The sequence below is a fragment of the Microbacterium sp. genome, from assembly GCF_029263575.1.
Classification (GTDB): Bacteria; Actinomycetota; Actinomycetes; order Actinomycetales; family Microbacteriaceae; genus Microbacterium.
Genome location: NZ_JAJUFV010000004.1, coordinates 1 through 23,781, shown reverse-complemented (window position 1 = coordinate 23,781; position 23,781 = coordinate 1). Strand labels below are relative to the sequence as shown.

Sequence of the window (23,781 nt, the reverse complement as noted above, 5' to 3'; positions counted from 1 at the left end):
TGTGAAGTTCGTAGCGATAGGTGACTCGTTCACGGAGGGCGTCGGAGATGAGCTGCCGGACGGCCGCGTACGCGGGTGGGCTGACATCGCGGCCCAGGGTTGGGCGGATGCCTCCGGGCAGCCGATCCAGTACGCGAATCTGGCCATCCGGGGAAAGCTGGCGTGGCCCATCATCGAGGAACAGCTCGAGCCTGCGCTGGCGCTGCGGCCCACCCACCTGTCGTTCAACGGGGGCGGCAACGACATGCTTCGCCCGCGGACGAATGTCGAGCACATCGCCGATACGTTCTCTCGGGTGTTGAGGCGATGCGACGACCAGGGCATCACTGTCATTCTTCTCTCCGGAGCGAACCCCTCGGGCCAGTTGCCGATGGGGTCCCTCGTCCAGCGCCGTGGCGACGAGCTCTCGGCGGCGGTGTTGCGCCGCATCGCCAAGCGCCCCGATGTCGTTCGAGCGCTGAACTGGCCCGATCGTGAGCTGTCCACGGGCCGATACTGGGCCGAAGACCGCCTGCATATGAACGCCGCAGGCCACCACCGCGTCGCCGCACGCGTACTGCACGCGCTGGGATACGAGCCACCGGCCCCGTGGTGGGCACCCGCCGCCGAAGGCCCCGAGGCCCCCGGCGGATTCGCGTACTACCGCCAGCACGTCGGTCCTTGGATGAAACGGCGCTTGACCGGCACGTCATCCGGCGACGGGCGAACAGCGAAGTACCCAGTGTGGGTCGAACGGGTTCCGCAGTGATCGCCCGGCGGGGGCGGCAGCTTCCGCGTCGGTGGCTGCAACTGCTGGTCGGCATCTTTCTCTATGGCGTCGGAATCGCCTTCATGGTACGCGGTGAGATCGGCGCCGCGCCCTGGGATGTGCTGTCTCAAGGCATCGCCGGTCATGTGCCGCTGAGCTTCGGTGTGATCACGGTGCTGGTGAGCGCCGTCGTACTGGTGCTGTGGTTGCCGTTGCGGCAGCGCTTCGGCATCGGCACGGTGCTCAACGCCCTGCTCGTCGGCCCGTCTGCTGACGTCGGTCTGCTGGTCATCCCCACCGATCAACCGTTGTGGCTGCGCGTCGCGTTCTTCGTCGTCGGGTTGGTGGTGCTGTCCGCGGCGACCGGTCTCTATATCGGAGCGCACTTCGGTCCCGGTCCGCGCGACGGTCTCATGACCGGATTGCACAAGCGCACAGGCTGGCCGATCTGGGTCGTACGCACCGGGCTCGAGATCACTGTCGTGGCCGTCGGGTGGTCGCTGGGCGGTAACGCCGGGATAGGAACGCTGGCTTTCGCGCTGTTGGTCGGTCCGCTGTGCCAGTACTTCATGCGTATCTTCGCCGTACGAATGCCCGGTGATTCGCGACGGGACGCTCGAACGTGACGGAACTCGAGATGACGCGAATCGCCGGCGGCTCGGTGATTCTGCATGACGCGCGGCGCAAGGCGCGGCGTGAGGTTCAGCTCGATCCTTTCGAGATCGGCGTTTACCCGGTCACCGGAGAGCAGTTCGCGGAGATGCTGGGCATTTCCTCGGATCATCCGAGACGCCCCGCGCGCGACATCAGCTGGCTACGCGCGATTCGCTTCTGCAACGCCGCATCCGAATGGGAAGGCCTCGAGAGTGCCTATAGCTTCGACGGTGAAGATGTTACCTGGCATGTCGACAGCGACGGCTATCGGCTTCCTACCGAGGGGGAGTGGGAGTACGCGTGCCGTGCGGGGTCGCTCACGCCGCACTACGGACCACTCTCAGAGATCGCGTGGACGTCCGAGGACGGTGTCACCACGCCGCAGGATGTCGGCGGGAAGCTACCGAATCTGAACGGGCTCTTCGACACGCTCGGTAACGTGTGGGAGTGGTGTTGGGATCTGCTCGACCCCGCCCGCTATGGCGACTATCGCGTGTTCCGAGGAGGCGGCTTCGCCGACGATGCGTGGAATGTTCGCGCCTCCGTCCGACGTGGAGGAGCACCGCGGATGCATCATGACGACGTCGGCATGCGAGTCGCGCGCGGAGGTTTCGACAGCATCGATGCCGCGCAGGGCTGGTCGGCTGCGGCAGACCGCGAACGAGCCGCAGCCGTGGGAGCAACGCCAGTGGGCTGGACACCGCGACAGCGCTGATCATCGATTGTCAACCCGTTGTTGCGGAGCCAGAATCATGTCAGCATCAGAGATAACGCCTGAGGCACCGGGCCGCAGGCGCAACGATGACAACGGGAGGGCACCATTATGAGCATCGGTACCGGAATCGTGTTGATCGTGATCGGCGCAATTCTCACTTTCGCCATCAATGTCGAGGTCGAGTGGGCGAATTTAGACCTCATCGGGTACATCCTGATGGGCGCCGGAGCCGTCGTCTTCATCATCGGGTTGGTTCTGCTCGCCCGCAGGCGCCAGACGAATTCCGTCACACGAACGAGGGTCGACCCCGCATCGGGTGATCAGACCACCCGCAGGACGACCAGTTCGCCGGATGACACGGCGATCTGATTCATCGTCGATCTCGACGTGAGCGCTCGGGATCCAGGCCCATTCGAATTCTCGTGCGTTTGCGCTCGATGATGATGAAGGTTGCGCCCAGCAGCCAGAGCGGCACCTGCGTCAAGAACGCCAGACGGAATGCGTCGAGCGAGTACGTGCCAGGGGTACCCGCGCCCTGCAGATTCATCGCCAGCCCGATGAGGAACACCGCGATGAGAGCTGCAATGAATCCACCGGCATTAGTGAGTCCGGTCGCCGTGCTGAGGCGGTGCACCGGGTTGTGCGTGCGTGCATGGTCGAACGCGATCATCGACGCGGGTCCGCCGGATGCGAGCGCTATGGCAAGAATGTAAAGCAACCACAGGGGCGCGGTACCGGGGGAGAGGATGACTGCGACCCACGCGATGAGCTGAAGAGCCACAGTCGGCAGCACGAGGACGAGCGATCTCTGATGGGGGATGCGACGGGAGAGTGCGCCTAACGCGGGTCCGAGAAACATTCCAAAAGCGACATATACCGATAGCAGCGCCGCCGCTTCGACCTCAGAGAGGCCTTCACCCGCGGTGAGGAAAGGCATTCCCCACAACAGCACGAAGGCCGTGCCGGCAAAAGGCGTCGTAAAGTGCGACCAGAAGGCAAGGCGTGTTCCCGGATGGGCCCAGGCCGCGCGGATGCCGACACCGGTGTCTATTGCGGACGTGACCACCCGCACGACACCTGTATCGGTGTTGACTGTGACGTCGGCATCGACCGCGGGCGGATGGTTGCGGATGACGGCAAAGATAAGAATGGCGAACAGGATACCGAGACCGGCAATGCTCCCAAAGGTGATGGTCCAGGTCGTGGCATGCAAGAGCGCAGCGACCGGAATGAGCGCGACCAGTTGACCGGACTGTCCGATCACCCCGGTGAGCTGCACCATGAGCGGCCCGCGCTGGGCAGGAAACCACGTGGCCACGAGGCGCAGCACGGCCGGGAACACCATCGCGTCACCCGCGCCCAGCAGCACACGAGCGAGAATCGCGATGCCGATGCTGGGGGAGAGGGCCATGGTGAGCTGCCCCACAGCCATGAGAATCATTCCGAGGGTGATGATCGGGCGCGCGCCGTAGCGGTCGAGGAAGACTCCGACCGGAATCTGCATTCCGCCGTACACGGCGAGCTGAACAACGGCGAAGAGCGAGAGCGTCGCGGCATCCGCGCTGAAGCGCTCGGCCGCGTCGACGCCGACCGCACCGAGCGATGTGCGGTTCGCAATCGCGAGCACATAAGCGGCGATGCCGACCGTCCAGATGAGCCAACCACGCCAACCGGGTGTCGAAACAGGGGAGCGGGTGACTTCTGACACCACCTAACGCTACTGCGCGCCGTCGTGACTCGTGACCATGTCGGGGCCAGTCGGTAGCGTCGGGCTATGACGACGCTTCCAGACCGGCGGCTCTCCCCGGCGACGAACATATCTAACGCCGTCGAGCTGTTCGGACGCGAGGACATCGTCGACTGGTGTGAAGCCTTGTTACGAGGGACTGCGGATGCCGAAGACCGACGCTATCCGGATATCGCCTGGCTATTGGGCCCGTGTTTGGGGCGCCCGGGGGATTCTCGACGCCGGACCGCCGAAACACGCGGACGCCGTTCTCGGAGCGCTGGATGACACAGCATGGCGCGTTCGTGAGATGGCGCTCAAGGTCGTTATACGTCACGAGGTCGATGACGCACACGGCCGTGTGCTGGCTCTCGTCGAGGATGAGAATGAGCGTGTTCGTTCTCAAGCGCTGCGTGCGCTCGGCGTGCCGCCCGCAGCTCGTTGACTGGTGATGCAACACCACGTTCGGAGGAGGACGGTTATTGTCGTGATGTGACATAATGTGCATTATCGGTATTATTGGTGCCGCGCCGACCGCGCATAGATCATCAGTCCCACACATCGACGACGGCGCGCTCTTTCGGACGGAGTCCGTGCCGGATACCGTCATCGAACGTCGCCAAGACGCATTCATGCCGTGCCGCCAGATTCACCAGCTGTAGATCTGTCACCTGACGTCGACCTCGCAGCGCATAGCCGCCAGCGCCCCACTCTGCCGGTGATACGTCATCGGCGACCCAGGACCAGCCGTCTGCACTCCGAAGTGCCTTTACCTGCGCGCGTGCCGCTGAGGCGCTGACAGTTCGCCCCATAACTGCAGGCGTCATCATCAGTCGAAGAAGACCGAGCTCCGTGATCGGCGTCGTACTCCACGAATCGATGTGAGCGAAGCGTGCATGAGCCCGTTCGTGGTGCTCATGCGCGTCACAGCTGAGAGCCAACAGAACATTGACATCCAGGAGCACGGACTGAGTCATAAGTCATCCCGAAACGCCGCGACCAGCTCACTGGTCACAACATGATCAGACGATCCGCGCATGATAGGAATCCCGTTACGCATGTGCGGCCCATCATCCTCCGGCTGTTCGAGCCCACGCTCAGCAAGCTCTGACAGGACGTCCTCAACCGGGACTCCGCGTCTTTCAGCGCGCGCTCGAAGCTCACGAAGAACCGTGGGCGTGACGAGCTTCTCAATGCCGTTGTCGCCAACCCGAAAGGCGATGATCCGAGCGATGGGTTTGCCGTGGTCGGTAACCGTGAGCTCTCCGCCGTCTCGCACGGACGTGAGGTATCGACTGAGGCTGTCACGCAGCTCACGGATGCCGACATTCATTGCACATTCCTGACTCTCATAGACTGTCGCGCATCGCTAATATGGCGCTTTTACCGATTATAGCCACTTACGCCCCGACGTATGCCGCGAGGTGCTCCCCGGTCAGCGTCGACTTTTCTGCGACCAGGTCTGCGGGCGTGCCCTCGAACACCACACGACCGCCATCGTGCCCAGCTCCGGGCCCGATGTCGATGATCCAGTCCCCGTGCGCCATCACTGCCTGGTGATGTTCGACCACGATCACTGTCTTCCCGACATCCACCAGCCGGTCAAGGAGCCCCAGGATCTTCTCGACGTCCGCAAGGTGCAGACCCGACGTCGGCTCATCGAGAACATAGATATCGCCCTTCTCACCCATCTGGATCGCCAGCTTCACGCGCTGACGCTCTCCGCCGGACAGCGTCGACAGCGGCTGCCCCAGCGACAGATAGCCGAGCCCGACGTCGTCGAGCCGCTCAAGGATCTTCACGACAGCAGGAATCTTCGACTCCGGCTGCGCGAAGAACTCACGCGCCTGAGACACCGGCAGCTCCAACACCTCGATGATGTTCTTACCACCGAGCGTGTACTCCAGCACTGCAGCCTGAAAGCGCTTTCCGCCGCAGTCCTCGCACGGCGTCTCGATCGTGTCCATGAATCCGAGCTCCGTGACGATGACGCCCGAGCCCTTACACGATGGGCACGCGCCCTCCGAGTTCGCGCTGAACAACGCTGGCTTCACATCGTTTGCTTTGGCGAACGCCTTGCGGATCGGCTCGAGCATGCCCGTGTAGGTGGCCGGGTTGCTCCGCCGTGACCCCTTGATCGCGCTCTGGTCAATCGCGATCACACCCTCCCGGCCGGCCACAGACCCGTGAATCAGCGAGCTTTTTCCCGAGCCCGCAACACCGGTGACGACCGTCAGCACTCCCAAAGGAATGTCGACGTCGACGTTCTCCAGGTTGTTCGTCGATGCTCCGCGAACCTCGATCGCACCGCTCCCCTCACGCACCTCGGGCTTCAGCGATGCACGGTCGTCGAGATGATGCCCGGTAATGGTGTCACTCGCGCGAAGCCCCTCGACAGTCCCCTCGAAGCAGATCTCTCCTCCCCCACGTCCTGCGCCGGGACCGAGGTCGACGACGTGATCGGCGATCTGGATGGTCTCCGGCTTGTGCTCGACCACCAACACGGTGTTTCCCTTGTCGCGCAACTTCAGCAGAAGCTCGTTCATCCGCTGGATATCGTGGGGATGCAGCCCGATCGTCGGCTCATCGAAGACGTAGGTCACGTCCGTCAGCGACGACCCGAGATGGCGGAGCATCTTGATGCGCTGCGCTTCTCCCCCGCTCAGCGTTCCGGACGGCCGCTCGAGACTGAGATATCCGAGCCCCAGCGTCACGAAGGCGGTGAGATTGTCTTTGAGCGCGTCCAGGAGCGGCCCGGCGCCGGGGAGATCGAGCCCATTCACCCACTCCGCGAGATCGGTGATCTGCATACGGCACGCATCGGCGATGCTGATGCCATCGATCTTCGATGACCGAGCCCCTTCTGTCAGCCGGGTACCGTCACACTCCGGACAGGTCGTGAAGGAAGCCACCCGCTCCACGAACGCGCGGATATGCGGTTGCAGAGCCTCGACGTCCTTCGACAGCATCGACTTGGTGATCTTGGGGATCAACCCCTCGTAGGTCATGTTGATCTCGTTGATCTTGACCTTGGTCACCTCGCCGTAGAGAAACATGTGCCGCTGCTTCTCGGTGAAGTCCTGAATCGGCTTGTCTGCGGGATAGAACCCCGACTGAGAGAACCCCTTCACCATCCAGCCGTCGGCGGTGTACCCAGGCACCATGATCGCGCCTTCGTCGAGTGACTTCGTCTCATCGACGACCTGTGCCAGGTCGAGGTCGGACACCGCTCCCCTGCCCTCGCAACGCGGGCACATACCTCCGAGATAGACCGCATCCTTGACGATCTTCTTCTCGCCTTTCGGCCCCGTCATCACGCCGCTGGCCTTCTGAGTGGGGATGTTGAACGAAAACGCCGTCGGCCCCCCGATATAAGGCTGGCCGAGCTTGGAGAACAGAATGCGCAGCATCGCGTTCGCATCCGTCACGGTTCCCACAGTCGAGCGCGGATTCGCCCCCAGGCGTTCTTGATCGACGATGATCGCCGTCGTGAGTCCTTCAAGCACATCGACATCGGGGCGCGGTATCGACGGCATGAAGCCCTGCACGAAGGCACTGTAGGTCTCGTCGATCATGCGCCGCGACTCTGCCGCGACGGTGTCGAAGACGAGCGAACTCTTCCCCGACCCGGAAACGCCGGTGAACACACTCAGACGGCGTTTGGGTATATCGACGCTGACCTCTTTGAGATTGTTCTCGCGCGCGCCACGAACGCGAATCAGATCATGAGCGTCAGCGCGGTGGGTGGTGTCGGACATCGTCATCCTTCGGGGTCGCGGTCGGTGTTTCTCCGATCCACGATCCTGCCACGATGAACGGACATTACGACACCCCGCGCGCTACGCTGATCTCGTCCACCCCACAGGACCTTCACAGAGAGGCCTCTCCAGCCCATGTCTGAAATACTCACCGAACCGAAGTCTGTGTTCCGTTCGATCCGCATCGCCCTGGCGGTCTCCGGGGCCATCGCGCTCATCGCGGGCATCGTGCTGCTGGTGTGGCCGGGCAAGACCCTGGTCCTGGTGACCGGGATCATCGCGTCGTACTTGATCGTGGCCGGCGTGGTGTACGTCGGGCTCGGCATCTTCTCCGGCAAGAAGGGCGGCTGGGCCCGCGCCGGCCATATCGTCCTCGGGCTGCTCTACATCGCCGCCGGCGTCATCGGGTTCCTCAACCTTCAGCAGACCGCGGCGACCCTTGCCCTAATCACCGTGATCTTCATCGGCATCAGCTGGATCGTGGACGGTGTCGTCTCTCTCACGCTGCTGAACAGAGACGGCTCTCGCGCATGGACCATCATCTACGCGATCTTCAGCATCGTCGCCGGCGCCATCGTCATCTTCTCGCCCCTGCTTGCAGCCATCGCGTTGTGGTGGATCCTGGGCGTCACGCTGATCGTCCTCGGCATCATCCAGATCGTGCGCGCAATCACGCTCGGGCGCGAAGAGAAGATCGTCGCCCAGGCAACGACAGACACACCGTCGACTGCCGAGACTCCGACCCGGGAGTCGACGGAGCAGTAGTCAGCCGTCAGCCGTTACTCGGCGACGAAGTCGCTGGTGTCGCCGACGAGGCGCGTGTTGTCTGCCGGAACCGCATCCACAGCCGCACGCGCCACCTCAGCGGCGAACTCCGAGACGTTGTAGAGCTTGCCAGCCGACTCGCGGCGTCCTGCGATGGCACCCGGGTTCGCGCGCTCGAGCAGCGTCGCTGTGATCGTCCCCTCGATCATGTCGCCCGACACGACGGTAAAGCCGACGCCCTTGGTCTCCAGCGACGGGATTAGCTCACGAAGCGCATCCTCACCGGCACGCTTCGACAGCGCGACCGGCTCATACTCGGGCATCGTCGGCGTCGTGCGAATGAAGTGCGCCTGATGGCTTGTCACGAAGACGACGCGCGAGCCCTCGCCGAGTAACGGCAGCGCGGCGTTCAGCACGCTGAGCTGCGCGTCGCGATTGAGCGCCAGCGCGTAGTCCTCGGCCATTCCCGACTCCATGCCGCCGGAAGCGTTCAGCACGAGAACATCGAGGCGGCCGAATTCGGCCCGGACGCTTTCCATCATGCTCGCAACGGATGCCGGATCGGTGAGATCGGCGCCGACGACAAGTGCACGACCCCCCAGCTCACGCAGCTGCGTCGCAAGCTTCTCGGCACGCGGCGCCTTGTTGCGGAAATTGATCACGACGTCTGCGCCCGCCTCCGCGAAGTAGCGCACCGTGTCAGCGCCGATCCCCCGCGATGAGCCGGTGACCAGTGCCACTTTTCCCTCGAGAGAACCTGCGGGCAGAACGTCGGACACGGTAACTCCTTGGGGTGGACGAGAAGCCGCTGAAGATGCGGCCAGATCACCTTATCAATCCGCGCCGTGCCATCCGGTTTCACGTCCCCAGCGCGTGGTAAGTTGACGACAAGGAGGACACATGGACGACGTTTCCGTCTTCATCGAACTCGTCGATCAATGGGCCTGGATCGGCTGGCTCGTCTTGATCGCTGTGTTTCTCGTGATCGAGATGCTCACCCTCGATTTCACATTCCTCATGCTCGGCCTCGGCGGTGGCCTGGGCCTCGTCGCCGATCTTCTCGGTCTGCCTGTCTGGGCCCAGCTGATCATCGCGGCCGCAGCAGCGGCGCTGTTCATTCTCGTGCTCAGGCCACCCCTCCTTCGGCGCTTGCACCGAGGCGAAGACCCCACGAAATCAAACGTCGACGCGCTTGTCGAGCTTCGCGGCACAGCGCTCGCCGACATCACCCGCATCTCGGGGCAGGCGAAGCTCAGCAACGGCGACACCTGGACCGCTCGCACCGAATCATCCGTCAGCATCCCCCAGGGCGCCCCGATCGCGGTATCCGCGATCAACGGTGCGACTGCCATAGTCCGGCCTGTAAACGACTAGGAGCCACCATGGACGATTCCTCGTTCATCCCCACCGCGATCGGATGGATCCTCGCGATCGCCGTGATCATCTTCGTGGTGGTCACCGTCGCTCGCGCAATCCGCATCATTCCTCAGGCGACGGCCGGTGTGGTCGAGCGCCTCGGCCGGTATCACAAGACGCTGACGCCGGGGCTCAACATCCTCGTCCCCTTCATCGACCGCCTGCGCCCGCTGATCGATATGCGAGAGCAAGTGGTGTCGTTTCCTCCGCAGCCGGTGATCACAGAAGACAACCTCGTCGTCTCGATCGACACCGTCGTCTATTTTCAGGTCACCGATGCGCGAGCGGCGACATACGAGATCGCGAACTACCTCGGTGCCGTCGAGCAGCTGACGACCACGACCCTGCGCAACGTCGTCGGTGGGCTGAACCTGGAAGAGGCCCTCACCAGCCGCGACAACATCAACGGACAGTTGCGCGTCGTGCTCGACGAGGCCACGGGAAAATGGGGCATCCGTGTCGGCCGTGTCGAGCTCAAAGCCATCGACCCGCCCCTGTCGATCCAGGATTCCATGGAGAAGCAGATGCGCGCGGAGCGCGACCGTCGTGCTGCGATCCTCACCGCGGAGGGCACGAAGCAATCGGCGATTCTCGAGGCTGAAGGCGCGCGCCAGGCAGAGATCCTTCGTGCCGAGGGCGACAAGCAGGCAGCTGTGCTCCGCGCACAGGGCGAGGCCGAAGCCATTCAGAACGTGTTCGCCTCGATTCACCAGGGTGCGCCCGACGACAAGCTCCTCGCCTACCAGTACCTGCAGATGCTGCCGAAGGTCGCCGAGAGCGAGTCCAGCAAGCTGTGGATCATTCCCAGCGAGCTCACCGAGGCGCTGAAGGGCCTCGGCAGCGCGTTCGCACCGCGTGCCGACACCGGCCAGCCGCCCGCAGGAGATCCCCGCGCGTGACGCACCCGTATTTCGAGAAGGCACGGCATCCGCGCATTCTCGCTCATCGCGGTCTGGCGACCCCGCCGGGCGAGAGCATGCCGGTATGGGAGAACACGGCGGCCGCCTTCGCCGCCGCACATGCTGCGGGGGTCGAGTACATCGAAACGGACTGTCGCGTAACAGCGGACGGCGACGTCGTGCTCTTCCACGACGCGACGCTGTCGCGTCTGCTCGGCGACGACCGCGCCATCGCAGACGTGCGCACGAGCGAGCTCGCCCACCTGCTGTCTCCCTACGGCGGGTTGCTGACGGTCGCTGAGATGCTCGAGATGTTTCCCGAGACGCGGTTCAATATCGACGTCAAGACGGATGCCGCGGCCCCCGCACTGGGACCCATCATCGCCAGACATGCGCACCGCGTTCTTCTGACGAGCTTCTCCGACGTTCGACGCGCTCGTGCCGTCGACGCTGTGCTGGCTGCCGGAGCGGCCATCCGCCCAGCCACCTCTGCGGGGCAGCAGACGATGATCCGCGTACGGGTGCTCAGTGCGCTGCGCCTCTCCCCCGCTCGCCTGCTCCAGGGGATCGATGCGCTCCAAATCCCCGAACGCTTCGGTGTCGTGCGGGTGCTGACTCCCGGCCTTATCGCCGCCGCTCACCGGCTCGGCGTCGAAGTCCACGTGTGGACCATCAACGACGCAGATGACATGCGCGGCCTCGTGGCCAACGGCGTCGACGGCATCGTGACAGACAGGGCCGAACTCGCCGTGCAAGCGCTTTCTTGACCGGGTTGATCGCAGGCCTGAGATTCCCCTGTGAATGCCCCCGCGAATGCGGCCGTATTGAGCAGGCACACAGGCGCGCCCGGTATACCTGACAGCAGACGAGAGGACCACAAAATGGCAGATCGCAGCCTGCGCGGCATCCGGCTCGGCGCCCAGAGCCTACAGAGCGAAGAGGGCGTCGTTTTCATGGAGCGCCGCGAGACCACATACAAGTGCGACGCGTGTAAGCATGTCACCACGCTGATGTTCGCGTCGGACGCTGAACCGCCGCAGACGTGGGAGTGCCGTTCGTGCGGTGCTGCCGCCGTGTTGCGTGTCGACGGTGAGACCATCACCCCCGAGGCTACCGACGAGAAGGCTGCACGTACCCACTGGGACATGCTGCTTGAGCGCCGTACCCGTGCCGAGCTCGAAGAGCTGCTCGAAGAGCGCCTCGCATTCATCCGTGCGCGTCGCGGTGCCGGTGAGGAATCCAACCGCGACAAGATCGGCGCTTAGCGACGACGCCGGGCGCGCCACCACCCGAAGATCAGCGCGCCCAGACCGCCCCACAGCAGCACCTGCTGCACCCAGGGGCCCAGGACGACTCCTGCCGTGAGGCCGGAGCGGAGCTCGACTTCTTCGAGCATCGCTCCGGCCTCATCTGTGTCGAGCGCAGAGATCGTCGTGCCGTCGGGGCCGATGACCTGGCTGGTGCCGACCGTGGAGATGTTCACGACACTGCGTCCGGTCTCTATGGCGCGGGTGCGCGCGAATGCCAGCTGCTGCTGGTTCTCATCCGTGCCGCGGAAATCGGCGTTGTTCGTCTGGAAGACGAGCACGTCGGCTCCGCCGTGCACTCCCTCGGCGATGACGTCGTCGTAGATCACATCGAAGCAGATGGCGAGGCCGACCAGCACGTCATCGACGTCGATGATCGGCGGGTTCGTGCCATGCGAGTACTCACGACCGATCAGTCCGATCAGATCAGGGACGATCGCGTAGTAGAACGCACGGTCGGGGACGTACTCGCCGAACGGCACCGGATATCGCTTGTCGTGGCTCTGTTCGACCTCACCGTCTTTTGTCCAGAGCATCGACGTGTTGAAGTACTCTTCGCCGCGCGCCGTGGCCGCATTGGCCAACAGCGGAGCATCGATCTGGTTGGAAATTCGCGTCATGCGGCGGGCCAGAGAGCCGTCGTTGAGCGGGTCTCCTCCGAGGCCGCCCTCCGGCCATACGAGCAGATCCATCTGCTCGCCGAACAGCGGCTGTGTCGCATCCGTCTGGGCTTGGATGACCGAGTACGGTTCACGGTCATCGAAGTAGCCGGTCGGACCGTTCCCCTGAACAGCGCCGATGCGCATCGTCCCGACCGCCGTGGTGGGAAAGGCTGGAACGAGAAACAGAGCGACAACGGCCGCCACCGGGGCGATGAGCCGCCGCGGGCGGCGCCACAGCCGAATCCGTACGCTCTCGATCGCCATCGCCGTGACGAACACGATGAGGAAGCTCAAGCCGCTCACCCCGAGCCACGAGGTGACAGCGCCCAAGGGGCTCTCTGACTGCGTCATGCCGAGGCGGGCCCAGGGGAAGCCCGTGTACGGCCACGTGCCGCGCAGAAGCTCGACACCGACCCACAGCGCGCCAATCACCGTCGGAAGCACCAGCATGCGCCCCAGCGCGCCAGGAAGAGCCCGAGGAAGCCACCGGTAGGCCAGCGTGATCACGATCAGCCCGACGGCGGTGAGAGCAGCCTCCAGCAGCGCCAGCGCCGCCCATGGGATCACACCGAGATAGCGCGACGTCCACGACACCAGGAGGAAGAAGAACACCCCGCCGTGCACGAACCCGACCAGTAGCGCACTCCCGGCCCGGCGTCCTATCAGCGACATCAGCACGAGCGCGACGCTGGGGAAAGCGAGTATCCACACCGCCGCTGATGGATAGGTGAGGTCCATGAGCACGCCCGAAACCGCCGCGGCCAGCAGCGCGGCCCACAGTGGCAGGAGCGGACGAGGCCGCCGCGCGGCAACAGGAGAAGGCATCCGTTACATTCTCACATCGTGGAGTATGCGACGATGCCGCGACGTACGCCGTCGAGAGCCTGTCGCGCGGTGCGCGCGACATCACCGTCCTCCGCGACGATCGAGAGCTGATCCAGCAGATCGATCGTCTGCTTCGCCCACCGCACGAAATCACCGGCCGCCATGTCCGCATCGATGAGTACGCGGTCAAGCAGCGCTCCGCGCGCCCACGCGTGCATCGCGCCAGCGAGACCGGAGGCGAGCGGCTCCGAACCCGGCAGATGATGATCCTGCTCGAGATCGTCCAGCTCAGCCCACAGCTCACTCGTCTTCGCGAACGCACCACGGAAGGCGCCGCGCGGAAGTCCTCGCTCCCCAGAGCCGGCCTCGTCGCGGCGCGGCTCGTACACCAGACAGCAGGCCATCGCGGCGAGCGACGGCGCATCCAGGCCCTTCCAGAGCCCCTGTCGCAGGGATTCTGCGACCAGCAGATCGCGCTCACCGTAGATCCTACGCATAGTGCGCCCGGCTTCCGTCAGGTGAATCTCGTCGTCCGCGCCGGTCACATACTCGAGCGCGAAAAGCACCTCGACCACCCGATCGAAGACACGAGCGACGGTTCCCGTGCGGGTCTCGATCTGCTTGCGCGTTCGGTCGGTCTGCCGCTTCAGCTTCCAGTACCGCTCGGCCCAGCGCGCATGCGCCTCCCGATCGGGGCAATTGTGGCATGAGTGGCGCTGCATGCGCGTGCGCAAGCTCTGAATGCGCTTGAGCCGTTTCTCTCGCGCCCCCTTCGGCGCGCTGGCGTCCTGCCGGTTCTTCTTCTCGAGATCGCTGAGCTCGCGACGGATGCCGGCGTAATCGGCGAAGTCACCGCGGTCGCATTCCATCGCGCTGAGATAGCCCGCCAGTGACTCTTCTGCCTCGCGCACCTGTCGAGCGAGACCGACGACAGCGCGATCGGCCTGGAACTGCGCGAAGGACGATTCCAAGACCTGTCTCGCCCGCGCGCGGCCGAACATGTCGATGAGGTTGACCGCCATGTTGTACGTGGGTCGGAAGCTCGAGTTCAGCGGATACGTTCGCCGCGAGGCGAGAGCGGCCACAGCCTGCGGATCCATGCCCTCGGTCCACTGCACCACCGCGTGCCCTTCGACATCGATGCCGCGGCGGCCCGCACGACCGGTGAGCTGCGTGTACTCCCCCGACGTGATCGCGACGCGCGCTTCGCCGTTGAACTTCTCCATCTTCTCCAGCACGACCGTGCGCGCGGGCATGTTGATGCCCAGCGCGAGTGTCTCCGTCGCGAACACGACCTTCACGAGTTTGCGCCGGAACAGCTCTTCGACGACCTCTTTGAAAGCGGGGAGCAGGCCGGCGTGATGAGACGCCACGCCGCGCTCGAGATTGTCCAGCCATTCGAAGTAGCCGAGCACACCGAGGTCCTCGTCCTGCAGGTTCCGCGTGCGCTCGTGGACGAACTCCCGGATCTGTGCACGCTCCTCCGCCGTCGTCAGGCGCATGCCCGCACGCCGCATCTGCTGCACGGCTGCGTCACAGCCCACCCGGCTGAAGATGAAGAAGATCGCCGGGAGAAGATTGGTGCGCTCCAGCAGCCGCACGACGTCGGGTCGGTCCATCCGTTCGATGCGGCGCACGTTCGCCGACCGCACAGGACGCCGCCCGCCTTTGTTGGGCCGGGGCGCATTGCGACCGGCATGACGGTTGCTGCGATAGGACTGCGCTCGGCGATTCTGGTCGTAGTGCGATCCGGTGAAGGAGCGGATGCGCATGAGCTCTTGATTCACCTGAGCCGTAGCGATACCCGCACGGTCGTCGAAGAGCGGCAGCAGGTCGTCGCGAACGAGGACATGCTGTTCGAGTGGCACCGGCCGGATCTCCGACACGATCACCTCGGTGTCGCCGCGCACCGTGTCGAGCCAGTCACCGAACTCCTCAGCGTTCGACACAGTGGCGCTCAGGGAGACGAGACGCACCGCTGACGGCAGGTGGATGATGACCTCTTCCCACACGGCGCCGCGGAAGCGGTCAGCGAGATAGTGCACTTCGTCCATGATGACGTAGCGAAGATCTCGCAACGCCGCCGAGGCGGCGTAGATCATGTTGCGCAGCACTTCCGTCGTCATCACGACGATGCGGGCGTTGCCGTTGATGTTCGTGTCGCCGGTGAGCAGGCCGACCTGGTCGGCACCGTAGACATCGACGAGTTCACGAAACTTCTGGTTCGACAGCGCTTTCATAGGCGTCGTGTAGAACGCCTTGTCACCGGGGGTCTGCATCGCGAGATGGATCGCGAACTCGCCCACGACGGTCTTGCCTGCTCCTGTCGGTGCGGCCACCAGCACGCTGCGACCGCGCTCGAGCGCGTGACAGCCCTCGATCTGGAAGGGATCGAGATCGAATCGCTGCCTGGCCGCGAACGCTGTTGTTTCGGGATGAGCCGCTGCGTCTCGCGCGGCCGCGTAGCGCTCAGCCGGAGAACTCATGCGCCCGCGTCCGGAAGGAGACCGTCGGCTGCGACCTTCTTCTTCTTTCGACGGTCGAACAGCAGCGATACGAGCGCGGCCGCGAAGAAGAGGACGATCATCGCGCCCATCAGCAGGAGCATCGAGAACACATCGGCGGGCGGTGTGGCAATCGCTGCGAACACCGTGCAGATCAGGATCGCAACACGCCAGCCCTTGAGGATCTCACGCCCTGAGATCACGCCCGCGACGTTGAGCGCGACGAGGAAAACAGGGAGCACGAAGGCGACGCCGACGACGAGAAGGAACTTGAAGACGAAGTCGTAGTAGGTCGAATAGTCGTAGAACTGCGCCATCCCCGATGGCACGAAGCCAGCCATGATCTCGATCACATGCGGGAGCACGAAGAAAGCCACGGTGCATCCCCCGAAGAAGAGCGGGATGGCCGCGCCGAGGAACCCCCAGGTGTAGGCGACTTCTCGACGCGTGAGCCCGGGCATGATGAACGCCCAGATCTGCCACAGCCAGATGGGCGCTGACAGCAACAGCCCGATCGCGAAGGATATGCGCATACGCAGATCGAAGCCGCTGGTGACACCGCCGAAGTTCAGCCGTGTGTACTCGCGACCCGCCTCGTCAGCGATGTTCTCGATGGGTGTCGCCAGCAGCGCGATGAGTGAATCGGTCACGATGAACGCGATGACCATGCCGACGATCAAACCGATGACGGCGATGAGCAGGCGTTTTCGCAGCTCGACGAGGTGCTGCCTCAGCGGCATCCGCCGATCGCGCCCCGGCTTACCTGTCCGCTCAGAAGAAACTGCAGCCACGGACTACGGCGTTCGCGGTGGAGTGCCCGGGTCGCTCGTGTGGGTCGCTGCGCCCTCTTCGCGTTGCGCGGGAGCCGCCGCTTCAGAATCAGCAACGGTGTCGTCGTTCTTCATCGCCTTCATCTCGCCCCGGAAGACGCGGGCCGATTGACCCATGCTCTTCGCGAGCGCCGGAAGCTTGGCTGCCCCGAAAAGCAGCAAGATGACGGCGAGGATGATCAGCAGGTGTGGCCAGCCGAATGCGCCCATGTGATTCTCCTTCGTCGTTTCGCTAACAGTCTAACCGTCGGCACCGTCTATGGGCTCGTGGTAGAGCGCGAGTCCTGCAACCGCCCATTCCCGGGCAGCCGTGCGTCCGGCAGGCGGGTCGAGCACCTCCAGCGCGCCGCCGAAACGCCCGGCAAGACGTTTGACGCCACGGGGGTCGGCCATCGTGATCCGCACGATCGCAGAGTCATCGTCCACCTGCGTGTTGTCATCGCGCGCATAGTCTCCGAGCAACGGCAACAGCCGTCGCGGCACGCGAACGACGACGATGTCATCGTCTCCGATCGAGTTGAAAGCCTCGGGGACGTGGTCTTCCGCATGTGTGATCGCGATCTCCGTCAGCTCCGGCTGTCCGACACGGTCAAGGTGGAAGGTCCGCATTGCCTGGCGCAGATGGCACCAGCCCTGCAGATACCACTGTCCGTTCGTGATGAGCACCTGAACCGGGTCGACTGTGCGCGTCGTCGCCGGCGCATCCGGAGCCTGATAGCGAAACGACACCGCCACACGCCGCTGCAGCGCCTGAGCGACCACATCGCGGACCGTGTCGACCGCACCGGGTACGATCACGACGTCTGCCGGGGCATCCGCCGCCGAGCGAGACAGCTTGGCGATCAGACCGGCGACCAGTCCCGAATCAGACACGGCAGGGACCGCCGCGACCATCTGCAGCCCGGCCAGCAGCGCGGCCGCCTCGCGTGCGGTGAAGCGCGGCACCCGGCGGAGCCCGACGTCGTTGGTGATCTCGATGATGTCTTCGTCATCGAGCAGATCCCAGTTGATATCGAACATCTCGTGCGGTTGCTGCCAGTAACCGCCCTCGCCGGGGAGGCCGATCACGGTGAGCTTCTCGACCATGCTGCGCATGACGTCGACCGTGACGTCGAACTCGCGTGCGGCTTCGGCCAGCGACACCTGCCCGCGCTCGAGCAGGTAAGGAACCAGAGTGAGATACGCGCGAACGCGATCGCCCGACAGCGCGGCGCGGGCGGGCTCAGACATCACTCCCCCCTCTCAGGGTGAGCCGCGGCAGTCGCCTGCAGGCGCGAAACCACCGCATTGCGAAGCGCAGCCGGTTCGACCACCCGCACCTCCGGACCGTACGAGGCAAGCTCATCCGCAAGGATGTGCATGTCGACGAAAGGCACGCGATACCCCTGCACCTCTGACCGCGCGCGTCGGCCGAGCCGCAGGGACGCCTCCGTTCCCGGAGTGATCTCCAGCAGCGCCGAGTTCCGGGCTGCGACCGCCTCGAGGCCGGCCAATGCGCGCTCGCCCGCGCCATCGCGCAGGCCCGCGTCAAAGGAGCGCTTGGTCACGGTGACCTCACCGACGATGCGGCTGAGCAGGAACGTGCGTTCGTCGTCCGCATCGATATCGATGCCGTAGACATGCCAGCGAGCTTCATAATCCAACAGCGCAAGCGGTTCGATCTGTCGGCGCCCGGGAGACTGCTCCCCCGGTTTCAGGTAGTCGAAGCTGACGACCCGGCTCGACTCGATCGCATTCTGCAGCGGGATGAAGGCCGCCTCACGGGTCGTGATTCGAGGGGCGAATCCGATGATCGGCTCGTCGCCATCGATGCCGAGGGCGCGGATCTTGCGGACACCGGCCTGAGCATCCGCCGACGAAGACTCAGCGCTCCACACGCTGCCGGCCAACGTCAGAACGGCCAGTTCGGCAGCGCTGAACTCCACGTCGGCGGGAAGGTCGTACTCCGCCTTAGGAATGCGGTAGCGCGCCTCACGCAGATCGTTCGGGTCAGTCGGGTCGCCGATCGTCTCGACCGGCACGCCGAGGGCACGCAGCTCGTCTTTGTCGCGCTCGAACATCTTCTCCAGCGCGTCAGGACGCGCACCGGCCTCGGCGCGCTGACGGTAGCCGGAGATGTTGTCGAGGATCTGCTGTTTCGTGAGCCCGACCTCCGTGGCCATCAGCGCCACGACGAGGTTCGTCTGACGCTCTTCCGGCGGGATTCGGGTGGCCATCACTGCTGCGGCGCTGCCGGAGGATCGATGCCGAGGATGTCGACGACGAACACCAGCGTGGATTCTGCCGGGATCGCGCCGCTGGCCTGGTCGCCGTAACCGAGCTCCGGCGGGACGACGATGAGCACCTGGGATCCGACGGTCTGACCGGTGAGCCCCTGGGTGAAACCGGGGATGAGCTGGGCCATGTCGAACGTCGCCGCGCCGCGGTCCCACGACGAGTCGAAGACCGTGCGATCTGCCCAGGTCACGCCGGTGTAGTTGACGAGCAGGGTGTCGTCTTCCGCGACCTTCTCACCGTCGCCCTTTATGAGGGTCTGCACCACGAGGTCCTTCGGCGGGTCATTCAGCGGCACGATGATGCCGGGGCGGCCATCGGGCGCGCGGACGACCGTGGGCATGCCGGCAGCGTCGTTGTACTGCGGAGCGCCGTCAGCCTGGGAGGGGAAAGCCTTGGTGATATCGAAGACCGCGATCACCGGCTCATCCTCATCGAGGCCGAAACCCGTGAGGTTCTGCGCACCGAAGTCTTCTGGTGTGACGACCGACAGCACCCGGCTGCCGCCGGTGGCGCATTCCAGCGCCTCGCCGAAGGCGGGGACCCGCTGCGCCCAGTAGCCGATGCTCACGAGTTGCTGCTGCTCTTCGTCGTACGCCGTGCCCGCGATGGGTTCGCCCGTCTTGCCGGAGAAGAGCGAGAACTCGATCACCGCGCTCTGGGTCGCACTCGTCAGCGCAGGACCGTCGCCGACGACCACATCGCTGAAGCTACTGCTCTCGGCCCCGATCGGCGTGAAGACCTCGACATCGGGCTCGGTGCCGATGTCGCCGGAGATCGTCGCGATGTCGTCGATGCCGCTGGTCGATGACGCACGGTCACATGCAGCGCCGTCGAACGATAGTGTCGCGGTGCACCCGGTCAGGGCGACGAGAGCAAGGCTGAATGAGGCCAGAGCGGCAGACGTTTTACGCACGCGCTCCAGTCTATTGCGAACGGTGCTCGTCGTCGCGCACCGCGGCCGCTGACAGCACGCCTTCGGCAGCTCTGCCCGCTTCACGCGCGCGTTTTCTCAGGTTCTTGTCGGTGATCTCCCGATCGCCGACGGCGCCGGGAGTCCACAGTTCAACATCGTCGTCGCCGTAGCTCGACTTCGATGCGCGGCGCTTCGCCTCGGGTGCGATGGTCCCCGGCGCCAGCCGGCGGGCGGTGAGCAGGAATCCGGTGTGCGCGACCATCCGGTGATCCGGGCGCACAGCGAGCCCCTCGACATGCCAGCCGCGCACCATCGTCTCCGAGGCATCCGGGTCGGTGAACACTCCCATGCCGCGGATGTACTCGGCCACGCGCGACAGCTGGGTCGCCGTCGCCACGTAACACAGCACGACGCCCCCGGGAGTCAGAGCATCCGCGACGACATCCATGACCTCCCAGGGCGCCAGCATGTCGAGCACGACCCGGTCGACACTGCCGTTCGCCATATGTTCGGGAAGCGCCTCAAGAAGGTCGCCGACGACGATCTGCCAGGTATCAGGGACCTCACCGAAGAACGTCGTCACGTTGGCGCTGGCCACCTCGGCGAATTCTTCGCGGCGTTCGAATGAGACGAGCGTGCCCGCCGGCCCGACGGCACGAAGCAGTGACAGCGACAGCGCGCCGGAGCCGACACCGGCCTCCACGACCGTCGCACCCGGGAAGATGTCGGCCTGCATCACGATCTGCGCGGCATCCTTTGGATAGACGATCGCCGCCCCGCGTGGCATCGACATCGCAAAGTCGCGCAGCAGCGGTCGCAGGGCGAGATACTCATGCCCGGCCGTGTTCGTCACGACAGACCCATCGGGTATGCCGATGACATCACGGTGATAGAGCACCCCGTGGTGGGTGTGCAGTTCTCCGTCAGCGGCCAACGTCACGGTGTGCAGTCGGTTCTTCGGCCCGGTGAGCTGAACACGGTCGCCCTCGCGGAACGGCCCGCTGGGGCGCGCAGCGGGAACGGTCACGGACGAGCCTCCGCAGCCTTCGCCTGCCTGGTCGACGCGTACAGCTCGACGATGTCGGCTGCCGTTCGCCCCTCGAGCGTCGGCCAGAGCGCATCCGCGCCGTACCCGTCGAGCGGGATCATGTGCGGCACCCCGAGTGTGACGGCTCCCGAAGCGACGCCAGAGCGCAGCCCCGTGCCCGAGTCTTCGATGACGACCGCCTCGGCGATATCGATGCCCAGCAGCTCGGCACCCTGCAGATACGGGGTCGGATGCGGCTTCGGAAGAGCGACGTCGTCACCGGCTACAACGTACTCGAAGGCGTCGAAGTCGATCAGATCGACCACATTGAGCGCCATACGACGCAGCGACATGGTCACCAGGGCGGTACGGATGCCGGCCGCATGCAGGTCACGCAGCAACTCTCTCGCCCCCGGCCGGAACGGCACGCCCTCGGTCGCCAGGGCAGCGCGAACGTCGTCGGTGAGCTTGTTGACGATGGCATCGGGTTCCATGTCGACGCCAGCGGCCCGCAGCTGTGTAGCGCTCTCCAGCAGACCGTTGCCGACGAGTTCGAGTGCCTGCTCATGCGACCACGTACCGCCGTACGACTCGATCAGCGCCGTCTCTGCAGCCATCCAGTACGGCTCGGTGTCGACCAGTGTTCCATCCATGTCCCAGAGGACCGCGCGCGGCATGTAAGTCACTCCACCATGCTATCCGGGCCTATGCACCATACCCGCCGCACGCGGACTAGCCTGGAGGGATACCGACGTTCGTGACGGAAGGGAGAACTCGATGGATGCGCTGGGAGGCCGCGTTGTCGTCGTCGCTTTTGACGGCTGGAACGATGCGGGCGAGGCGGCCAGCGGCGTCATCGAGGTGCTGCGCGAGAACGCCGAGTACGAACTCGTGCACACGGTGGATCCCGAGCTCTATTTCGATTATCAGTACACCCGCCCCTCGTCGCGCATGGATGCCACCGGCCATCGTGAACTGCGTTGGCCGGAGGCATCGCTGTGGCGCCCGACGACGCCACCGAGCGACGGCTCCACCGAGTTCTGGATTCTCACGGGAGTCGAACCCGCACGCACCTGGCAGGCGTTCGCGAACGAGTTCATCGATATCGCGCTGCGCGATGACATCACCGGAGTTCTGACGCTAGGCGCCATGCTCTCGGATGTGCCGCACACCCGGCCGATCTCGGTGTTCGCCGCGAGCTCCAACGAGCAGGTGCGCGAGACGCTCGGTCTGGAGCGCTCGCTCTACGAGGGCCCCGTCGGGATCCTGAGTGTCTTCGAGCACTTCGCCGAGACCGCCGGGATTCCGACCGCGACGCTGTGGGCCAGTGTCCCGCACTACGTTGCGACAGCCGCGCCCTCCCCCAAGGCGACGCTCGCCCTCCTTGACCGACTGCACGACCTCACCGGCGTCGATCTCCCCCGCGAGCGCCTCCGCACAGAAGCGGCGGCCTGGGAGGTCTCCATCGACGCCGCTGCGGCCGAGGACGAAGAGATGACCGAGTACATTCACCAGCTCGAGCGCACCCGCGACACCTGGGATTCGCCCGAGGCATCCGGCGATGCGATCGCCCAGGCGTTCGAGCGCTACCTGCGCCGCCGGGGCGACGGGCCGGGCGAGCGCAAACGCTAGATCAGCCGGCGATCACGCCGGTGCCGAGCAGCACGAAGAGCGTCACGCCGAGCAGGATGCGATAGATCACGAACGGCAAGAAGCTGCGCTTGGAGATCCAGCTCATGAAGAAGGCGATCACACCGAGTGCGACGACGAACGCGATGCCTGTGGCCGCTATCGTCTCCGCCATCGAGAAGTACTGATTCGGAGCATCCCAGCTCTTGAACACCTGGTAGAAGCCGCTGCCGAAGACCGCGGGGATCGCGAGCAGGAACGCATACCGGGCAGCCGCCGCGCGCTCGTAGCCGAGGAAGAGCCCCATCGTGATCGTGCCGCCCGAACGCGAGACACCGGGGATGAGCGCGAGCGCCTGCGCGATTCCGTAGAGGATGCCATGCGGGTAGGTGATCTGATCGAGCTTTCGGCGCTTGGCTCCGACGTAGTCGGCGATGCCGAGCAGGATGCCGAACACGATCAACATCGTCGCCACGATCCACATCGAGCGAAGCACCGTCTCGATCTGATCTTGGAACAGCAGCCCGAGCAGAACGATCGGGACGCTGCCGATGATGATGAGCCACCCCATGCGCGTATCGGGGTCGTTGCGCGGCAGCTTGCCGACGAGTGAACGGCACCAGTGGCCGATGATGCGTGTGATGTCGCGCCAGAAGAACACCACGACGGCGGCTTCCGTTCCGATCTGTGTGATCGCGGTGAAGGCTGCCCCCGGGTCCTCGCCGGAGCCGGTGAACGTTCCGACGATGCGCAAGTGCGCGCTGGAGGAGATCGGGAGAAACTCGGTGAGTCCCTGGATGACGCCGAGGAACAGAGCTTCGAGCAGGTGCATGGGGGCCTTCTGGTTCAGACGAGCACGTCAGTACGTGCGCAGCAGGTCGGTCAGAACCTGCTGACCGAAGACAAGCGAGTCTACGGGTACGCGCTCGTCGACTCCGTGAAACATCCCTGTGAAGTCGAGATCTGCGGGAAGCCGAAGCGGTGCGAATCCGTAGCCGGTGATACCGAGGCGGGAAAGCGCCTTGTTGTCGGTTCCAGCCCCGAGCAGGTACGGGATCACTGGCACTCCCGGGTCGTGCCGCCCGAGAGCGCCTACCATCTGATCGACCAGGTCGCCGGCAAACGG

General features: G+C 64.7%; 25 protein-coding genes and 1 pseudogene. 10 read left to right on the top strand and 16 right to left on the bottom strand.

The genetic code is table 11. The features are described from left to right. Nucleotide 1 precedes the first annotated feature (1 nt). From Q1J95_RS00760 to Q1J95_RS00745, 4 genes are all read left to right on the top strand, one after another. On the top strand, nucleotides 2-748 hold the full coding sequence (locus tag Q1J95_RS00760; RefSeq protein WP_300265192.1) for an SGNH/GDSL hydrolase family protein: 747 nt from the start codon (nucleotides 2-4) through the stop codon (nucleotides 746-748). Next, nucleotides 745-1,374, top strand: coding sequence for a hypothetical protein (locus Q1J95_RS00755; RefSeq protein ID WP_300265117.1), 630 nt, complete (start codon nucleotides 745-747; stop codon nucleotides 1,372-1,374). Before Q1J95_RS00760 ends, Q1J95_RS00755 begins: the two co-directional genes overlap by 4 nt. Nucleotides 1,375-1,385: 11 nt before the next feature. Next, entirely contained in the window at nucleotides 1,386-2,117 is a 732-nt protein-coding gene (locus Q1J95_RS00750) for an SUMF1/EgtB/PvdO family nonheme iron enzyme (protein WP_300265114.1), read from the top strand. A 108-nt stretch (nucleotides 2,118-2,225) separates the two neighbouring features. Further along, nucleotides 2,226-2,486: a DUF6458 family protein gene (locus Q1J95_RS00745; protein WP_300265111.1), complete on the top strand. Its 261-nt coding sequence runs from the start codon at nucleotides 2,226-2,228 to the stop codon at nucleotides 2,484-2,486. A gap of 1 nt (nucleotide 2,487) precedes the next feature. Here the strand turns inward: Q1J95_RS00745 and Q1J95_RS00740 are convergent, their stop codons facing one another. From Q1J95_RS00740 to Q1J95_RS00725, 4 genes are all read right to left on the bottom strand, one after another. Then, on the bottom strand, nucleotides 2,488-3,825 hold the full coding sequence (locus Q1J95_RS00740; protein ID WP_300265107.1) for a nitrate/nitrite transporter: 1,338 nt from the start codon (nucleotides 3,823-3,825) through the stop codon (nucleotides 2,488-2,490). Nucleotides 3,826-4,391: 566 nt separating this feature from the next. Beyond that, complete coding sequence (locus Q1J95_RS00735; RefSeq protein ID WP_300265103.1) at nucleotides 4,392-4,820, bottom strand: TA system VapC family ribonuclease toxin; 429 nt, start codon at nucleotides 4,818-4,820, stop codon at nucleotides 4,392-4,394. Beyond that, nucleotides 4,817-5,176 carry a type II toxin-antitoxin system Phd/YefM family antitoxin gene (locus tag Q1J95_RS00730; protein ID WP_300265101.1) on the bottom strand — a complete coding sequence of 120 codons (360 nt, stop codon included), beginning with the start codon at nucleotides 5,174-5,176 and terminating at the stop codon, nucleotides 4,817-4,819. The genes Q1J95_RS00735 and Q1J95_RS00730 overlap by 4 nt, the downstream gene beginning before the upstream one ends. Before the next feature lie 67 nt (nucleotides 5,177-5,243). Continuing rightward, on the bottom strand, nucleotides 5,244-7,607 hold the full coding sequence (locus Q1J95_RS00725; protein ID WP_300265099.1) for an excinuclease ABC subunit UvrA: 2,364 nt from the start codon (nucleotides 7,605-7,607) through the stop codon (nucleotides 5,244-5,246). Between the two features lie 129 nt (nucleotides 7,608-7,736). Here Q1J95_RS00725 and Q1J95_RS00720 point away from each other — a divergent pair, with 129 nt between their 5' ends. Then, nucleotides 7,737-8,366 (top strand): HdeD family acid-resistance protein, encoded by a 630-nt coding sequence (locus tag Q1J95_RS00720; RefSeq protein WP_300265096.1) that lies wholly within the window; start codon nucleotides 7,737-7,739, stop codon nucleotides 8,364-8,366. Nucleotides 8,367-8,380: 14 nt separating this feature from the next. Here Q1J95_RS00720 and Q1J95_RS00715 read toward each other — a convergent pair whose 3' ends face one another. Continuing rightward, a complete protein-coding gene (locus tag Q1J95_RS00715) occupies nucleotides 8,381-9,145 on the bottom strand; it encodes an SDR family oxidoreductase (protein ID WP_300265093.1) in 765 nt (254 codons plus the stop codon). 121 nt (nucleotides 9,146-9,266) lie between these two features. Here Q1J95_RS00715 and Q1J95_RS00710 point away from each other — a divergent pair, with 121 nt between their 5' ends. The 4 genes from Q1J95_RS00710 (at nucleotide 9,267) to Q1J95_RS00695 (ending at nucleotide 11,946) form a co-directional block, all read left to right on the top strand. Beyond that, nucleotides 9,267-9,740 carry an NfeD family protein gene (locus tag Q1J95_RS00710; RefSeq protein ID WP_300265090.1) on the top strand — a complete coding sequence of 158 codons (474 nt, stop codon included), beginning with the start codon at nucleotides 9,267-9,269 and terminating at the stop codon, nucleotides 9,738-9,740. A gap of 8 nt (nucleotides 9,741-9,748) precedes the next feature. Further along, entirely contained in the window at nucleotides 9,749-10,681 is a 933-nt protein-coding gene (locus Q1J95_RS00705) for an SPFH domain-containing protein (RefSeq protein WP_300265087.1), read from the top strand. After that, entirely contained in the window at nucleotides 10,678-11,448 is a 771-nt protein-coding gene (locus Q1J95_RS00700) for a glycerophosphodiester phosphodiesterase family protein (protein WP_300265085.1), read from the top strand. The genes Q1J95_RS00705 and Q1J95_RS00700 overlap by 4 nt, the downstream gene beginning before the upstream one ends. A gap of 114 nt (nucleotides 11,449-11,562) precedes the next feature. Beyond that, nucleotides 11,563-11,946 (top strand): RNA polymerase-binding protein RbpA, encoded by a 384-nt coding sequence (locus Q1J95_RS00695; protein ID WP_300265082.1) that lies wholly within the window; start codon nucleotides 11,563-11,565, stop codon nucleotides 11,944-11,946. Here Q1J95_RS00695 and lnt read toward each other — a convergent pair. From lnt to Q1J95_RS00650, 9 genes are read right to left on the bottom strand one after another with little or no spacing between them, the layout of a single operon-like run. Next, nucleotides 11,943-13,475, bottom strand: coding sequence for an apolipoprotein N-acyltransferase (lnt, locus tag Q1J95_RS00690; protein ID WP_300265079.1), 1,533 nt, complete (start codon nucleotides 13,473-13,475; stop codon nucleotides 11,943-11,945). The genes Q1J95_RS00695 and lnt overlap by 4 nt on opposite strands. Nucleotides 13,476-13,486: 11 nt before the next feature. Further along, the gene (locus Q1J95_RS00685; RefSeq protein WP_300265076.1) at nucleotides 13,487-15,961 is read right to left on the bottom strand and encodes a DEAD/DEAH box helicase; all 2,475 of its coding nucleotides are present in this window, start codon (nucleotides 15,959-15,961) and stop codon (nucleotides 13,487-13,489) included. Continuing rightward, nucleotides 15,958-16,719, bottom strand: a complete 762-nt coding sequence (gene tatC, locus Q1J95_RS00680) for a twin-arginine translocase subunit TatC (RefSeq protein ID WP_300265073.1) — start codon at nucleotides 16,717-16,719, stop codon at nucleotides 15,958-15,960. Before tatC ends, Q1J95_RS00685 begins: the two co-directional genes overlap by 4 nt. 54 nt (nucleotides 16,720-16,773) lie before the next feature. After that, nucleotides 16,774-17,019, bottom strand: coding sequence for a twin-arginine translocase TatA/TatE family subunit (tatA, locus tag Q1J95_RS00675; RefSeq protein ID WP_300265070.1), 246 nt, complete (start codon nucleotides 17,017-17,019; stop codon nucleotides 16,774-16,776). Between the two features lie 30 nt (nucleotides 17,020-17,049). Continuing rightward, nucleotides 17,050-18,039, bottom strand: a complete 990-nt coding sequence (locus Q1J95_RS00670; RefSeq protein ID WP_300265067.1) for a YafY family protein — start codon at nucleotides 18,037-18,039, stop codon at nucleotides 17,050-17,052. After that, nucleotides 18,039-19,025: a WYL domain-containing protein gene (locus tag Q1J95_RS00665; RefSeq protein ID WP_300265064.1), complete on the bottom strand. Its 987-nt coding sequence runs from the start codon at nucleotides 19,023-19,025 to the stop codon at nucleotides 18,039-18,041. Before Q1J95_RS00665 ends, Q1J95_RS00670 begins: the two co-directional genes overlap by 1 nt. Beyond that, on the bottom strand, nucleotides 19,025-19,999 hold the full coding sequence (locus Q1J95_RS00660; protein ID WP_300265061.1) for an FKBP-type peptidyl-prolyl cis-trans isomerase: 975 nt from the start codon (nucleotides 19,997-19,999) through the stop codon (nucleotides 19,025-19,027). Before Q1J95_RS00660 ends, Q1J95_RS00665 begins: the two co-directional genes overlap by 1 nt. A 10-nt stretch (nucleotides 20,000-20,009) precedes the next feature. Then, nucleotides 20,010-21,026 carry a tRNA (adenine-N1)-methyltransferase gene (locus tag Q1J95_RS00655; protein ID WP_300265058.1) on the bottom strand — a complete coding sequence of 339 codons (1,017 nt, stop codon included), beginning with the start codon at nucleotides 21,024-21,026 and terminating at the stop codon, nucleotides 20,010-20,012. Continuing rightward, on the bottom strand, nucleotides 21,023-21,703 hold the full coding sequence (locus Q1J95_RS00650; RefSeq protein WP_300265189.1) for an HAD family phosphatase: 681 nt from the start codon (nucleotides 21,701-21,703) through the stop codon (nucleotides 21,023-21,025). Before Q1J95_RS00650 ends, Q1J95_RS00655 begins: the two co-directional genes overlap by 4 nt. A gap of 100 nt (nucleotides 21,704-21,803) precedes the next feature. Here Q1J95_RS00650 and Q1J95_RS00645 point away from each other — a divergent pair, with 100 nt between their 5' ends. Continuing rightward, nucleotides 21,804-22,658 carry a PAC2 family protein gene (locus Q1J95_RS00645; protein ID WP_300265055.1) on the top strand — a complete coding sequence of 285 codons (855 nt, stop codon included), beginning with the start codon at nucleotides 21,804-21,806 and terminating at the stop codon, nucleotides 22,656-22,658. Nucleotide 22,659: 1 nt separating this feature from the next. On the opposite strand, the gene Q1J95_RS00640 is transcribed toward Q1J95_RS00645, so the two are convergent. Both Q1J95_RS00640 and Q1J95_RS00635 read right to left on the bottom strand, forming a co-directional pair. Further along, nucleotides 22,660-23,487 carry an undecaprenyl-diphosphate phosphatase gene (locus Q1J95_RS00640; protein ID WP_300265052.1) on the bottom strand — a complete coding sequence of 276 codons (828 nt, stop codon included), beginning with the start codon at nucleotides 23,485-23,487 and terminating at the stop codon, nucleotides 22,660-22,662. A 27-nt stretch (nucleotides 23,488-23,514) separates the two neighbouring features. Continuing rightward, nucleotides 23,515-23,781, bottom strand: a pseudogene (locus Q1J95_RS00635) (hypothetical protein); the annotation flags it as partial.

What these genes read in the sequence shown, in the direction of transcription:
- Q1J95_RS00750 (WP_300265114.1), top strand. Translation starts at nt 1,386, where the DNA reads ATGACGCGAATCGCCGGCGGCTCGGTGATTCTGCATGACGCGCGGCGC.
- Q1J95_RS00745 (WP_300265111.1), top strand. Translation starts at nt 2,226, where the DNA reads ATGAGCATCGGTACCGGAATCGTGTTGATCGTGATCGGCGCAATTCTC.
- Q1J95_RS00735 (WP_300265103.1), bottom strand. Translation starts at nt 4,820, where the DNA reads ATGACTCAGTCCGTGCTCCTGGATGTCAATGTTCTGTTGGCTCTCAGC.
- Q1J95_RS00730 (WP_300265101.1), bottom strand. Translation starts at nt 5,176, where the DNA reads ATGAATGTCGGCATCCGTGAGCTGCGTGACAGCCTCAGTCGATACCTC.
- Q1J95_RS00725 (WP_300265099.1), bottom strand. Translation starts at nt 7,607, where the DNA reads ATGACGATGTCCGACACCACCCACCGCGCTGACGCTCATGATCTGATT.
- Q1J95_RS00720 (WP_300265096.1), top strand. Translation starts at nt 7,737, where the DNA reads ATGTCTGAAATACTCACCGAACCGAAGTCTGTGTTCCGTTCGATCCGC.
- Q1J95_RS00710 (WP_300265090.1), top strand. Translation starts at nt 9,267, where the DNA reads ATGGACGACGTTTCCGTCTTCATCGAACTCGTCGATCAATGGGCCTGG.
- Q1J95_RS00705 (WP_300265087.1), top strand. Translation starts at nt 9,749, where the DNA reads ATGGACGATTCCTCGTTCATCCCCACCGCGATCGGATGGATCCTCGCG.
- Q1J95_RS00695 (WP_300265082.1), top strand. Translation starts at nt 11,563, where the DNA reads ATGGCAGATCGCAGCCTGCGCGGCATCCGGCTCGGCGCCCAGAGCCTA.
- lnt (WP_300265079.1), bottom strand. Translation starts at nt 13,475, where the DNA reads ATGCCTTCTCCTGTTGCCGCGCGGCGGCCTCGTCCGCTCCTGCCACTG.
- Q1J95_RS00685 (WP_300265076.1), bottom strand. Translation starts at nt 15,961, where the DNA reads ATGAGTTCTCCGGCTGAGCGCTACGCGGCCGCGCGAGACGCAGCGGCT.
- tatC (WP_300265073.1), bottom strand. Translation starts at nt 16,719, where the DNA reads ATGCCGCTGAGGCAGCACCTCGTCGAGCTGCGAAAACGCCTGCTCATC.
- tatA (WP_300265070.1), bottom strand. Translation starts at nt 17,019, where the DNA reads ATGGGCGCATTCGGCTGGCCACACCTGCTGATCATCCTCGCCGTCATC.
- Q1J95_RS00670 (WP_300265067.1), bottom strand. Translation starts at nt 18,039, where the DNA reads ATGTCTGAGCCCGCCCGCGCCGCGCTGTCGGGCGATCGCGTTCGCGCG.
- Q1J95_RS00665 (WP_300265064.1), bottom strand. Translation starts at nt 19,025, where the DNA reads ATGGCCACCCGAATCCCGCCGGAAGAGCGTCAGACGAACCTCGTCGTG.
- Q1J95_RS00650 (WP_300265189.1), bottom strand. Translation starts at nt 21,703, where the DNA reads ATGCCGCGCGCGGTCCTCTGGGACATGGATGGAACACTGGTCGACACC.
- Q1J95_RS00645 (WP_300265055.1), top strand. Translation starts at nt 21,804, where the DNA reads ATGGATGCGCTGGGAGGCCGCGTTGTCGTCGTCGCTTTTGACGGCTGG.
- Q1J95_RS00640 (WP_300265052.1), bottom strand. Translation starts at nt 23,487, where the DNA reads ATGCACCTGCTCGAAGCTCTGTTCCTCGGCGTCATCCAGGGACTCACC.